Raw genomic sequence first — 13824 nt, 5'->3', positions numbered from 1 at the left:
ATTATTTAAACTGATTTTCTGCAAATGAGTAGTAATCATCTGTGCTAACAATAAAATGGTCATTAACTGGTACTTGTAATAATTGACCAACTTCTCTTAGCTTTTGTGTTAAGGCAATATCTTCCTGTGACGGAATTAAATGACCACTGGGATGATTATGCGCAAGAATGATACTACTGGCGTTATTTAAGAGCGCTATTTGAAACACTTCCCTAGGGGATACAACAATACTCGAAATCTGTCCTATGGCAATCGTGTCTGAAGCGATAACGTCCAATTGAGAATTTAAGCTCATGACAATCAATCGTTCTTGCAATTGACGTCCGATTTTATGTTTGAGATAATTACCGACTTCCATTGCTGATTTAGCAGTAAAGTCTACACTGACATCTCTCAATTGAAAACCTGAATTTGTTACTGTGATATTAGACATTATTTTGTCCTCCTGTTGGTTTGTTTTGTGACCAATTTATTCTTATTGCGTTGTGAACGGACAAACTAAAACAAGCCAGGGCGGGTTTGCAAAGCTCGCGTAGCGACACGTAGTGCTTGGCCTTGCAAATTTAGCCCAAATCTTTGGACTTTAGTCCTTAGATTTGCTTGGCTTGTTAGAGTTTTGGTAGTCACAAAAGCAAGAATAGATGGTGCATAACAGCCAGCAGGCAGGAAAGCCATCACATTTAAACGGTTTGAAAATCGTTTGAATGTGATGGCTTTTTTTGAACCCCCAATTAACTTTACTGGTGTGGTAATAACCACGCCTGTCAAGTTAATGATTAGGGGGACTGGGGGAGGTTTGTGATGTCTCAGGAAAAACCATTTACTTTTATGATGTTATTTAAAAGGTTGGTATATTGACCCTATATTAAACAAAAAGGGAGCTACAAAATGGCTAAAAAAACGATTGACCAACAAATCAAAGAAAAGCAAACACGTTTGTATGAACTAGATTTACAAGCAAAGGCAATTCAAGACGAAAAGCGGGCCATCAAAAAAGACATCAAACAACTTAATGACGCTCTTGTGGCTGAATTGGGACGATCACTGTTAGCCAAAATGAATTTGGAAACAGATGATATTGACCAGGCATTTGCTGAATTGAATCACTTACCAATTGACAAACAAGTTGGAGGACAAGCTCATGGCGATCAGTAAGGAAGAACGTGCGCAACTTAAATTATTACCAATTCGTGGCTATTGCGATTGGAAAGGTATTCCTTACACGACGGATACTCCCACTGAGTTACGCATGGTTGAGCACGATAGTTTGGTGGTTAGAACAAAATTAAACCGTTTTGTCTGGAACTCGACTGGTGTTAAAGGGGATTTAGTTGATTTCATTCACTACTACGAATTAGGCAAATCAGATGGTGACAGTAAAGGTGCCGCTATTAAAAATCAACTGGCCTACGCGCGCTTTGTCAAAGGTGAAAATATTGATGTCTCTAAACTGTACGAAGACAACACACCGCGTTACAAGTTTGATTATGACAAGGTCTTCAAAACTCAAGAAACAAACGTAGCCAAAGATTATTTAGTTAATCAACGCAAGCTCAATCCACAGTTCGTTGACAATTTATTGAAAAGTGGCGCAGTTGTACAAGGTAGCCGTTACCGTGAAGGTGATAAGTTGCATCAAAACCCCGTCATCTTTCCCTGGAAGGATGTGAATGGCAAAATTGTGGGCGCTGATCGTCAAGGGACTGAACAAGACTTTGAACATTACAAAAAGCGTGGCACATCCAAAAAAATATTTGCTGGCAGTGATACCTCAACGGGTTATAACCTCTCATTTGGTTCAGGTGACAAAACATTGATTTTATTTGAAAGCCCAATTGATTTATTGAGTTATGCACAACAAAATCATCAAGACATGGTGAAAAGTAACGCCACGCTATTGTCTGTGTCTGGCACTGATGCTAAGCGTGGCTTGCAATATTTGAATGATGCGGTTGCTGCTAAGCAAGACAAATTTAATAAGATCATTGTGGCTTTTGACAACGATGTCGCAGGGTTTAAAGCCGCTGATTACTTTGATCGTTTTAGTTTTAAAAATCCAATTACTGGTGAAGCGATTGAAGCAGAGCGTCATATTCCCTTACAAGGCAAGGATTGGAACGAACAACTTAAAGCAGGTGTTACAGGGCGGCGCGTCATGAGTATGACGGATAATGCTAATCGCTTAGATGCCTTAGAAAAACTTGCAATGCAAGAGACACAAACAGTCAAGCCAGATTATGTGGATGTCAAAATGAGCACCATTCAACCTGTCAAGGAAGTCTCAGACACAAAGACAGGCAAGCAAACAAATCAACGTCGTTCTAAAGCTGATCGTCGTAAGGAGAATGCTTTAAAGAATAAACAGATAATTCAAGAGGCAATGGGAAGGGTGGCCAAGTACCAACAAGATCCCGCTGAACTTAAAAAGCTCCTTGACTTTACCGCGACTGGCTTAAATTATTCGGCTCGTAATTCAATGTTGATTCAACTACAAAATCCAAAAGCCACCTTGTTAAAAGGCTACAAACAATGGTCTGCTGATGGCATCCAAGTTAATAAGGGGGAAAAGGGCATCAAAATATTTGGCGCCCCAACAAACTTGAAAACCATTATTGATAGCAATGGTGAAAAGATACGTTGGTCTGATGCGACACCTGAACAAAAGCAATTAGCCAATAACAATCAATTGGAAGTCCGCAGTGTAAAACATTATCCAGTCGAAACCGTATTTGATGTTCGTCAAACCAATGCCACAGCTGAGCAATTGCCAAGTTTGTTACCGAATCGTCCAATTGACTTAGCCACTGATAAAAGTCCAAAACATTTGGATGCGGCCTATAAAACATTATTAAAGTTCGCCGACAAGCTTAAAGTGCCCGTCATTGACCAAGGTTTAGACGAACAAATTGCCAAACGACCAATGACCTGGCAAGGACAAGCAAAAGGGGCCTTTGTTCAATCAAAAACCAATAAGGATGAAAAATATATCCTGTTGCGCAGTGATCTTACCCCAACCGATAAAATTCACACCTTAGCGCACGAAATAGCTCACGCGCAGCTTCATTCCCTGCAAAGTCAAAATAATTGGCCAACAGCTATTAAAGAAACGCAGGCTGAGTTATCCAGCTATGTGATTACTAAAAACCTAGGCATTGAACCTGGTGAGAAAAGCGTTGATTATATTGCGGGTTGGTCAAAGAATTTAAAGGCACTTGAGGGTCAAAACACTGGCAAAATCATTAGTCAAGCACTCAAAGCTAGTACCGATGTTACTCAATATTTATCGGATAACTTGAGCAACGGTGAAGTACGTCAACCAAAAACAACAAAATTGCTTAAGCCTGATAAGTTAGCGGTTGTCGAACAAAACTATCAGGCCATTAATCAAACAACTACACGACACATGTAAAAGGAGCAAACACATGTCACAAGAAAACATTCAAGAAGTTACAGGTTTTATCACAGGCATTACAAAGTCTGCTGAAGTTAATATTTTATCCTTCCAGGAAAAGGGGCAACCAGGTGCAATTGCTTTGACAATTGAAACCAGGCGCTACCATGAATTATTCCCAGCAGGCGATCCGATTCTAGGTATTGAAATGGTGGCCGTATTACAACAAGTTGGCAAGAAACTACAAGTAGTCTCAATTTATGATCCCGAAGGTGATTTTATTGCCGCTGATGAGGTGCCAGAACTTGGCCAATTGAATCATCAATTAGATGATGTCAAAAGCACTGATGTCTACACAAGTTTAATCGCTGACCGACAAAAAGCAGTCGATCACATTGATGCGAGTACAAGCGAATTAGAAGAATTAGCCAGAGAACACGATGCTGCCAATCAAGTTCCTGAAAGCAAGACGAATTATGGTGATCCCGTTACTGACCAGGGAGGAAATGAATGATTGAATTAAAACACAACAATTCCACACCTTACCTTGATCACTATACAACAGACATTAGTGCCAAAGTGATGTCTGAGCCAAACAAATATCATGCCTACGAACGTGAAAGTATTACGCGTCGTATCATGGTCTCTCTGATGAAACAAATTCAAAATGCGCCTTTATTAGTTGGGTTACCTGGCGTTGGTAAAACAGCTATTGTAGAGGATTTGGCACGCCAATTGTTAAGTACCTCAGTTTCTTCCCTCAAAGGCAAACACTTAGTTCAAATTAGTTTGGCCAACTTGATGAAAAGCAGCGATGGTGAGTCATTTGCTCATAAATTCCAAGCCATCATTGATGAATTGATTGTCAATAAAGACACTGTAATTGCTTTTATTGATGAAATTCATCAAATTGTTGGCACTGGTGCTGAAACGTCAGGCAGTTCATTGGATGCGGGTAATATTATCAAACCAGCTCTGAGTCGTGATGATCTCCAAATTATTGGGGCAACGACCACGAAAGAATTTCACGAATATGTGGCGCGTGATGGCGCACTGATGCGGCGATTTGATTTGATTGAAGTACCAGAACTGAGCTTTGACCAAACGAAACGGGTTTTGTCTAAAGTCGCCTTGCAACTAAATAACGGTATTGAAGTGACAGAAACAGTACAAGACAGAATTATGGCACTATCACAACGCTATATCACTGACCGTTACTTTCCTGAAAAGGCAATTATGTTGCTAGATGGTGCGTTAAGTGTCGCACGATTAGCTAATAAATCTAGTTTAGAAGACACAGATGTTGCCACAATCATCTATGATGATTATCATGTGCCTGAATATGTCATTAATCAGACGACTGATGAACGATTATTAAACCTGTTACCAAGACTAAAAAGCCAGGTGATTGGTCAAGACACAGCCTTAGAAAAAGTTGCGATGAAACTGACTAACCGTGAGGCAGGACTAGCTGACACCTCAAAGCCTGAGTCATTTCTCTTTATGGGGCCGACTGGTGTTGGTAAGACTGAGACAGCCAAGCAACTAGCGCTAAATCTATTTGGTAACGCTCAAAACTTTATCCGCTTTGATATGTCAGAGTTTAAGTTTGCAGGGACTAGCCTAGAAAGATTTAAAGATCAACTCACAACTAGAGTCAGGCACACACCTTACGCCGTATTGTTGTTGGATGAAATTGAAAAGGCTGATCCAGAAGTCATGGATTTACTTTTGCAGGTCTTAGATGATGGACGTTTGAGTGATGAATATGGTCGGGTCGTTAACTTTAAAGACTTAATCATTGTCATGACAACCAACTCAGGGGCCACAGCAGTGATGAATCGTGATGCCAAATCAGATGCTGTTAAAGAAGACAAAAAACGTCAAGCAAATTTTGAAGAACAACTCGAAATTGCCTTGCAAAGTGATGGTTACCGTCCTGAGTTTATTGCAAGAATTGGTGCCATTATTGTCTTTGATGTCTTAAAGATGGCGGACATGGTGCGAATTGTTGAATTGAAGTTGTCACGACTCAATCAAAAAGCACAAGAGAGTGGTTTCAACATTGTTTTTGACACACAAGAGGTGGCGCGTTATATTCCATCGTTTGATTTGGGCTTTGAATATCTGAATGACAAACAGGAGGTCAGCTCACCAATTGCCAACTACATCGCAGACGTTGGTTATAAACCGTCTCGAGGTGTCAGACCAATTGATGACACGATTGCTACGTATGTGAGTGATCCAGTGTCTGCCGCAATTATCCAAAAAAGACAAGGACTGGTGCAAGACTTTGATACTTTCATTTTTAGAGCCATTGGTAACCCACCATCTTTGACAAGTCCTTATGGTGAATGGCAAGTTGTGGTTTCCACAGTTAAGGAGGCAACAGACAATGAAGCTATTTAAAAAAGATTACCGCGCTGAAAGACAATTCATGCGGGAAAGTTACATTCGTTGGCGTGGTCGTCCCTGGTTCTTATGGTTGTATGGCATTATAGCAACTATTGGAGTGATATTCATATCGCTTTACGTCACGATTATTGTTGACTTGTTGGTAAGAGTTGTTGGCCCATATATTCAAGCCTTCAAGTTCTATATGCAAAGTGGTGTCGCTCAATGGCCAGAATTCAACGATGTCATGAACATGACCGCCACGGTGCTCAATCCACTCAATATTTTCACTATTCTTTCTCGATTAACTGTATTGACAGGTAATGTGTTGATTCTGTGCCTGTTACTACTACTCAAAAAATATGTCTTCCAACGTATTTATGACTGGTATCAATTGTTTAGAGACCAAACACGTAACACTAACCGTTTTGCGGAAGTCCGTGAGGTGGATAAGGTTTACAAATTGATTCCTGATCGCAATAAGAATTTTAAGGGTCGCCCAGGACAACCAGTGCTGCACACACAAGGATACACCTTCGAATTCTTTATGATTCATCCGTTCCTGTGGGCGTGGCAATGGTTTAAACGGCCACTAGGTATGAATTCACTAGAATTTAGCGGGGTGTACAAAAAAATACGTCCCGTTTTACTGGCACGTTTGCCAAAGCTATTTGAAAAGCAACTTATTGTTCACGGCGGTTTTGATGGTTTTTATTGGGTGGATACCAGTAACACTCATTCCAAGACCACTGGGATGACACGTTCTTCAAAAGACCAAATGCGTGGCTATACCTTAATTGACATCATTCGTCGTGCCGAAATCAAATGGAACATTATTGATACGGATGCCAAAAACGAAGATGCCAAAATGAGTTATAAGTCATTACGCACAGCGGGCTATGACGTGAAACTACTTAACATCATGGAGCCAAGTGAGTCTGAGTCCTGGAATCCTCTTGAAATTGCCATTGATTATGCCTTTGATGGTGATTGGGACAGTGCCAATACGGAACTACGTAAGGTTGTACAAGTCATTGGTGGTTCCAGTGGTGAAGAAAGTAGCCACAAAGATATTTGGGATAGTGCCGCTGAAAGTACCATTCAAGCAGTCATGTTAACGGTATTAGATATTGCTGTACGTCATAAGGACAAATCAATGGTGACCATCTCTAACGTCCTGCAATTTATCAATGATATGAACAAGTTCACGGATAAAGAAGGTGATGGCTTAACTAAGTACATTACTAATATTGGTAAACTACCGCGAACACCAGCGCGCAATATGATTATTCTAAACGCCGCTGAGTATCTATCCGCCACAGGGGATACCAAATCATCAATTTCTTTCTCAGTTATGAATCGTTTGAATTTGTTTGCCTCAGAGTCAATCACACGTCTGACAACCTTTAACACTATCAATTTGACCGATTTAGGGTTTCCAAGAATGCTAAAGATTAAGTTCTCTGACCGCTATAAAGGCGTTCATGTTAGCATTCACGTTTATGAATCAGGTAAAAAGCATGCAATAGAAAAGGACAAGCTAACTGTGTCCCAATCAGGCACGCTAACTTATCCGATTCATAACCATTTACCCGTCTCATGGCAAATTGAGTTGTCACTCGATAATGACGGCAATTCAATTGCGATGCGTAAACAAAAGTTTACGTTGACTGGTAAGATTGTACAACGAAAATTACTCAATGGCAAGATTAAGCGTGACTTGTTTTCTAAGCAGCCTATCATCCAATGCCTGGTTGATCAAATTAAAGCACAAGGCACTACTGAGACACCAGGTGTCACCTTGCGTTACTCAGAAAATCCAATGGCAGTCTTCATCATCACGCCACAATCTAACGATGATTTCTCCGCTTTGGCCAGCTTGTTTATCTCACAAGTTTTCTCAGTCAATACGGACATTGCATCAACGATTACCCGAAGGAAAATGGACAGTTGGATCCTTTATAAGCTCAATGAGTTTTCTATGTTCCCACGTATTCCAGGTTTTACCAATATTCTAACGCGTGGTTTAACCTATGGGCATCTTGTAGATTTGTATATACAAACCTTAACACAACCGCGTCTTCATTACTCTGAAATGGAAACCAATGACATCAATGGTAACACGGGTAACTGGTTCCACATTTTAACTAATGATGAGCCCACAAATGAAGCCTTATCCAAGCAATTAGGTGAGGTTGAAGTCCAAACCGAATCAGTCAATTCACAGATTGGCTTAGATCGTCAAGATCGTGGTAACCGTCATGCACAAGTTAGCAAGGTTCGCCTGTTAGATGCCAAAGAAATTAGTGAATTGAGTCCGCGTGAGATGATTACTATTCGTACGATCAAACGTGCAGATAAGAAGGGAAGATCAGTTAGACCTTTGCCAATTTTCTCTACGGGTGCATATAGAATGCCGTTTGCCTATGAATTATTGGGCAAGCAGTATTCACTTGATTACTATACGGCTGACTTGAACATCAAAGCTCAGCATAACGATTTGAAATATGATGACCTCTATCATGACTTTGTGCCTTACTTTGATGAGCTAGATCAACAAGTTCAACTAGAAATTGAGGAAGAAGGCCCAGGTGGCAATCAAATTGATAATCGTCAACTCAATACGTTAGCTGATGATGAAATCAACAACATTTTGGCCAAAGCGCATCAAGGTATCAAAACAGATGAAGTGCAAACACAACAAGAACTCTCTGATGAGGAACGTTACTTGCAGTGGAAACATGACTTTAACCCTGATGAACCATTTATGACCGAAGAACAATTAGATGATGTTGAGCTACGTCAAATTGTAGAGAAATCCATCAAAATGAGGATACCGCGCTCAAATAAAACGGAAGAACAAAACAGTGCCGTTGCTTACTTAAATCGTGGCAAATATTTGACACTTTCTGGCAACAACAATAACGGTAAAGTTCTACGATTACTAAACAACGAACCCGCATACATGTGGGAAATATATAAGCAGCTCAACGCTGCAACAATTCAAGGAGAAGTCGAATGACAAATCTATTCTCGGGCCTCAATACATTAGCGGGTAGTTTACCAACTTTACCTAATAATGGCCCAACAGCTGATTTTTACAACCAATGGTCGCAATACCTATCACCATTGCCACATATTTTCTTAACGCTGATCATGTTATTTATGCACAGCATTGCATTGATTTTCTATTACATTGCGAATGCAGCCTTTACGGCTTATCAGTCATCTTTCAAACTGTTAGACTTTATGAATATCTTTTTTGAGCCAAATAGCGATGTTTATCAAAATTGGAATTTAGGTAATATTCTTAAAGACTTTCTGTACCTGGGTTTTGTTATATTTGGCATCATGATGATGGTGCAGTGGATACAATATACCGCTACTTCTGGTCGCAAGGGCAGGGAATGGCCTAAGGGAATCACCATTACTGTTGGTGTCATTTCTGTTTTACCATTAATAATCGGGTTAATGAGCGGAATTGGGACAGCCACGGTCAATGATACGTCAGGTACTAAAGAAAAAAACATTGTCACACAATTATGGCAAGGAAATTCCACAGACTTACACTATTTAGCAAGAGATAATTTTGACTTGAGCAAATATAAAGATGACGAGCGTGTATTCAAGGATGCAAAAACAAAAATTCAAGGTTCTGACTACCATTCAGTAATGAGTGATGCTGGATATACAGACGGTTTGACTGATGCACAAAAGTCTGTATTTACCAAAAAAATAGGTGGCAATGGCAACATGGCTGATATTACCGGTGACTCACTTGTTCTGGGTAAGACATTTGCGGATGATTATACAGTGATGAAAACTAATTGGTTAGGCATTATTGGTGGTGAAATCGTCTTTATTATCGTCGTAGCCGGTGCGATTGTGCGTTTGCTGTCCTCAGTCTATAAAATGGCTTTTATGGCAGGATCCATTGTTTACTTTGGCCTCAGAGATGGCACACAAGGCAAACGTGTCCAACAAGTTCTGGGAATGATTGAGGGACAAATAACAGGTATTGTCATGATGCCAATTTCATTAATCTTCTTCTTTGCCTGGGTAGAATTTGCCTTTAATACCATTAATGGTTTAGGTCTAGATATGTGGCCATTCACCATACTGTCAATAGCTGCTTTGTTAGCAGGTGGAAAAGGGCTTGCAGGTGGCTTTGAAATGATTGAGCAATGGACTGGCGTTCGTTCAGGTCATAATCCTGTTGCATCAATGATGTTAGCCAATCAGGCTGCTCACATGGTAGGTGGCGCCACAAGGGTTGCCAAAAAAAATATTGGCAAGGGTCTCAACGCAATTTCACCAGAACAGAAAAGGAAGAATCGTGAACTAGGTAAGAAGATTGCCAACTCAGGTGGCAATCAAGGCTTAGATAATAGTAAAGCACTGACTGATCATAGCTTAAATGATACTGGTGTCGATGCATCCGCACAAGCCACAGGTAAGGCGTCAAAGGCGGCTGAGGTAGCAGGACGTACAGTAGAGGCAATGAAACACCCAGGTAGTTTATTGAAAAACACTGGTCGTGCGGCTGGTGATAAAGTTAAAGGTGGCGTGAATAAAGCCGTTGGCAATGTCAAAGACTATGCTGGTGGTGTCGCCGACAACTTTGCAGGAGGACAACAAGCCGTTGAAGCCTTTAACAAACGTCATTCACCTGTGACACCAAATTCAAACAATGGTAATACACCATCTTCTTCTCAACCACGTAATGTGCATGAAGCACTTCCAAAGGCAGCGACAGATTCACCTAATGCTCATCCAACGGATACAGCAAATACGCCTCAATCTAACATGAGCCACGCTATGTCAGATGCACACCGCGGCTTACCTACTAGAACTAATTCACCCAAGTCTAGCGCTGCTAATTCAACTAAGCCAATGGTGAGTGGTGGAACAGTTGTTCAACCTAAGGGAGTTGGTGCAACACCAGCAACCATGTCACGTCCAAACACCCCACGTTTGAGCGGTACATTGCCTGGCAAAAAGACAGTGACTCAACCACTGACACCTGTTCAACAAAAAGAAAAGGATCGCGCCTGGGCTGAGAGTGTTATTGCAAAACAAAAAGCGAAAATGCAGAATCAACAAAACGTATCAAGTAAAGAAGATAAGTGAAACTTTTAATTTGTAGGCTAATACGGTAAAATTAACGGTAGTTGATTTTAGGGAGTATACCGATGGAGAAAATTAAGCAAAATAAAATTTGGATTACAATTGTGGTGATTGGAATTATTGTTATCGGAATTTTGTTAGCCATGTTGCACCAACAAAAACAAAACAGTCCTGAGGCACAATCATCAAGTTACGTGTCAAGTGCTAAGGCTTCATCCGCCTCAACCTCAGTTCAGGACAAGAACAATGAAAAAGCTTATGCTAAAAAAGCTGCTAAAATGAAAGGCCATGTTTATTCTGACTATTTTACATCTTGGTCTAAACAAGACTTTAAAAATTGGGCCAATGAATATCTAGCAAAACCTCAATCTGAAAGACACCAAGACGGCGTGAAGGAGAGTTTTGGAACTTCAACTAGTTGGGAAAACAGCGATACTAATATGACATACCCACTAGATAAAATTGCAAATCAAATTCAAACTGCTGGGGTAGCAACGAATTACTACGACACAGTTAAAGAATTTAACAAGGCCAACCCTGGATTCAATCCTGATGATATAAAGAAATAGCTAAGCTAAAAAGCCGTGATTACTTAAATCGGCTCTTTGTCAAATGAAAGACCTCTACAAAAATGAATAAGAAAATAACCCGAAATATAGCAAATGGCTTGTTAATCGGGTTATTTTTAGTTAGGTAAAATCTAAATTCGTGTCGATATAAATTCTTCTTTGATGTATAATAAAAAATGGGAAAAAGAGAAGATGCGAAGGATGCTTGTATGTCTGTAAAATTGATGGATTTGGCAAATAGATATGGTGTGTCACGAAGGACGATAAATGGATGGGTTCATAGCGGCAACGTCACAGTAACGCATAATGAAGTTACAGGTAGAATTATCTGGGACAAACAGTCACTTAAGAATCTCGATGATTTTGTAAATCAAAACAATGCCGTTCAAAAAGACAATAATGAACGTGACATGTTGTCAAAGTTTTCAATCGGGAACCGGCGTTACCTAGGCGCTAAAACACGTATGCTTGATTTTATTGGTCGAGTTGTTGAAGAAAACACAAATGATGTTCGTAGCATTGCTGACATTTTTGGTGGAACAGGTGCCGTCGCTAATTATTTCTATACACGCCGCAAAAATATAGTAATCAATGACATACTGGATAGCAACTTCATGGCTTACCAAACTTTTTTTGGAAATGAAGATGTGAACTGGTCGCAAATTGATAAGTTACTTAGGCAAATGAATGAACTACCCGGTAACGATAATTACGTTAGTCAGAATTATGGGGATAAGTTCTTCTCTATGGGAAATGCCAAAAAAATTGGTCAGGCTCGTGATTTCATAGAAAACCAGGACTTAAATGAACGTGAAAAATCTGTTTTATTGACTTCCCTTCTCTATGCAATGGATAAAGTCGCGAATACGGTGGGGCACTATGACGCGTACAGGCAAGTGATGGACTCCGTAGACCCTATTGTTTTTAGAAAGCCTGTTGTCGTTGAGAATGGAGCCCAAAAAACAATTTACCATGAAGACGCTAATCAATTGGTGCGTGAAATAACTGCGGATTTAGTTTATATTGACACACCATATAACAGTCGACAATATGGCGATGTTTACCATGTCTTGGAAAACGTAATTGATTGGAAAAAACCAGAATTGTTTGGTGTTGCGATGAAGCCTCGAGACCGGCGAAAAACCAAGAGTGACTATAGTACAGCTAAAGCTCCTGAAGCTTTCGACGACTTAATTCAACATATTAATGCCCGTTACATGTTGGTATCTTACAATAATATGGCAAAAAAAGGTGCCGGACGTTCAAATGCTAAAATAAGTAATGAAGAAATAATGCAAACACTTGAGAAGCGTGGTCGAGTTGTTCGGCATGAATTGCCGTTCCAAGCATTCACAACAGGCAAAACAAAACTTGATAACCACATGGAATATCTTTATCTGGTTGAAGTTAACGTGGAGGCGGCGCATGATTAAGTCATTTATAAATTACCCCGGTGGAAAATATAAGTTGTTACCTCAGCTAAGAAATCACTTTCCTAATGATTATGATAGGTTCGTGGACCTATTTGCAGGTTCTGCTGTGGTGTCTACTAATTTGGCGATGGAAAATTCTGATATTTTTGCCTATGACATCAACAAATATCTAATTGGATTATTGCAATATGTGCAAGGGTCTGAATACGATGAGATGATGTTGAACATCATTAATATTATTGATGAATTTGAATTATCTGATACGTTAGAACGTGGGTATGACTTCTACGGGGCTAATTCAACGGCTGGATTGGCGAGTATCAATAAGCAATCTTATGTGAATCTAAGAAAGAAATTTAACACACAATTGGGAACCGGATTTGTTAACCAAGATGTCTTATACACACTTATTGTGTTCGGATTTAATAATCAATTACGATTCAACAAGGCCGGAAAGTTTAATAATCCGGTTGGTAAACGTGATTTTAATGAAAAAATGCGGGAAAAGCTTCGGCAGTTCAAAGTACGCGTAGATGAACTGAACATTCAATTTGAACGTTCAGATTTTCGCGACGTGGATGTTGATGAACCCAATACGTTTTTTTACGTTGATCCACCATATTTGATTACGACAGCTGTTTATAATGAGAATGGTGGTTGGTCGCCTGAAGATGAGTATGACTTGTTGGCATATTTAGACAGGATTCATGAGTCTGGTAATCGCTTCGCGCTTTCTAATGTGTTTAGCATGAAGGGACGGACAAATGACATTTTAGTGGATTGGGTTGCCCAACATGCAGACCAATATGTCGTGTTTCATCTTAACAAGTCCTATGCTAATGCAAACTATCAAACTGATGAAAATAGCGGTACTACCGATGAAGTATTGGTTGTTAATTATTAATTTGGT

10 protein-coding genes are annotated in these 13824 nt (G+C 40.0%); 9 read left to right on the top strand and 1 reads right to left on the bottom strand.

Features of this window, described 5'->3' with window-relative positions; translation table 11 throughout:
• Position 1: 1 nt before the first annotated feature.
• The gene (locus tag ACI3ES_RS05305; RefSeq protein ID WP_407631922.1) at positions 2-433 is read right to left on the bottom strand and encodes a JAB domain-containing protein; all 432 of its coding nucleotides are present in this window, start codon (positions 431-433) and stop codon (positions 2-4) included.
• A gap of 455 nt (positions 434-888) precedes the next feature.
• Here ACI3ES_RS05305 and ACI3ES_RS05300 point away from each other — a divergent pair, with 455 nt between their 5' ends.
• The 9 genes from ACI3ES_RS05300 (at position 889) to ACI3ES_RS05260 (ending at position 13818) form a co-directional block, all read left to right on the top strand.
• Positions 889-1155, top strand: a complete 267-nt coding sequence (locus ACI3ES_RS05300) for a hypothetical protein (protein WP_407631921.1) — start codon at positions 889-891, stop codon at positions 1153-1155.
• A complete protein-coding gene (locus ACI3ES_RS05295) occupies positions 1142-3409 on the top strand; it encodes a toprim domain-containing protein (protein WP_407632057.1) in 2268 nt (755 codons plus the stop codon). The genes ACI3ES_RS05300 and ACI3ES_RS05295 overlap by 14 nt, the downstream gene beginning before the upstream one ends.
• 13 nt (positions 3410-3422) lie before the next feature.
• A complete protein-coding gene (locus tag ACI3ES_RS05290) occupies positions 3423-3905 on the top strand; it encodes a hypothetical protein (RefSeq protein ID WP_021210368.1) in 483 nt (160 codons plus the stop codon).
• On the top strand, positions 3902-5800 hold the full coding sequence (locus tag ACI3ES_RS05285) for an AAA family ATPase (RefSeq protein WP_407632056.1): 1899 nt from the start codon (positions 3902-3904) through the stop codon (positions 5798-5800). Before ACI3ES_RS05290 ends, ACI3ES_RS05285 begins: the two co-directional genes overlap by 4 nt.
• Positions 5787-8807 carry a type IV secretory system conjugative DNA transfer family protein gene (locus ACI3ES_RS05280; protein WP_407632055.1) on the top strand — a complete coding sequence of 1007 codons (3021 nt, stop codon included), beginning with the start codon at positions 5787-5789 and terminating at the stop codon, positions 8805-8807. The genes ACI3ES_RS05285 and ACI3ES_RS05280 overlap by 14 nt, the downstream gene beginning before the upstream one ends.
• Entirely contained in the window at positions 8804-10915 is a 2112-nt protein-coding gene (locus tag ACI3ES_RS05275; protein ID WP_407632054.1) for a pLS20_p028 family conjugation system transmembrane protein, read from the top strand. Before ACI3ES_RS05280 ends, ACI3ES_RS05275 begins: the two co-directional genes overlap by 4 nt.
• A gap of 62 nt (positions 10916-10977) precedes the next feature.
• A complete protein-coding gene (locus ACI3ES_RS05270; protein ID WP_407632053.1) occupies positions 10978-11481 on the top strand; it encodes a hypothetical protein in 504 nt (167 codons plus the stop codon).
• A 209-nt stretch (positions 11482-11690) separates the two neighbouring features.
• Positions 11691-12914 carry a DNA adenine methylase gene (locus ACI3ES_RS05265; RefSeq protein ID WP_407632052.1) on the top strand — a complete coding sequence of 408 codons (1224 nt, stop codon included), beginning with the start codon at positions 11691-11693 and terminating at the stop codon, positions 12912-12914.
• Positions 12907-13818: a Dam family site-specific DNA-(adenine-N6)-methyltransferase gene (locus ACI3ES_RS05260; RefSeq protein ID WP_407632051.1), complete on the top strand. Its 912-nt coding sequence runs from the start codon at positions 12907-12909 to the stop codon at positions 13816-13818. Before ACI3ES_RS05265 ends, ACI3ES_RS05260 begins: the two co-directional genes overlap by 8 nt.
• Positions 13819-13824: the final 6 nt, after the last annotated feature.

Origin of the sequence: Leuconostoc falkenbergense, from assembly GCF_045801155.1 — a bacterium.
Classification (GTDB): domain Bacteria; phylum Bacillota; class Bacilli; order Lactobacillales; family Lactobacillaceae; genus Leuconostoc; species Leuconostoc falkenbergense.
Note: the sequence above shows the minus strand (reverse complement) of the source record. Positions and strands in the feature narration are given on the sequence as shown.

Coding starts and splice junctions, on each gene's coding strand:
- ACI3ES_RS05260 (WP_407632051.1), top strand. CDS start 12,907: ATGATTAAGTCATTTATAAATTACCCCGGTGGAAAATATAAGTTGTTA.
- ACI3ES_RS05280 (WP_407632055.1), top strand. CDS start 5,787: ATGAAGCTATTTAAAAAAGATTACCGCGCTGAAAGACAATTCATGCGG.
- ACI3ES_RS05285 (WP_407632056.1), top strand. CDS start 3,902: ATGATTGAATTAAAACACAACAATTCCACACCTTACCTTGATCACTAT.
- ACI3ES_RS05305 (WP_407631922.1), bottom strand. CDS start 433: ATGTCTAATATCACAGTAACAAATTCAGGTTTTCAATTGAGAGATGTC.
- ACI3ES_RS05290 (WP_021210368.1), top strand. CDS start 3,423: ATGTCACAAGAAAACATTCAAGAAGTTACAGGTTTTATCACAGGCATT.
- ACI3ES_RS05300 (WP_407631921.1), top strand. CDS start 889: ATGGCTAAAAAAACGATTGACCAACAAATCAAAGAAAAGCAAACACGT.
- ACI3ES_RS05265 (WP_407632052.1), top strand. CDS start 11,691: ATGTCTGTAAAATTGATGGATTTGGCAAATAGATATGGTGTGTCACGA.
- ACI3ES_RS05270 (WP_407632053.1), top strand. CDS start 10,978: ATGGAGAAAATTAAGCAAAATAAAATTTGGATTACAATTGTGGTGATT.
- ACI3ES_RS05275 (WP_407632054.1), top strand. CDS start 8,804: ATGACAAATCTATTCTCGGGCCTCAATACATTAGCGGGTAGTTTACCA.
- ACI3ES_RS05295 (WP_407632057.1), top strand. CDS start 1,142: ATGGCGATCAGTAAGGAAGAACGTGCGCAACTTAAATTATTACCAATT.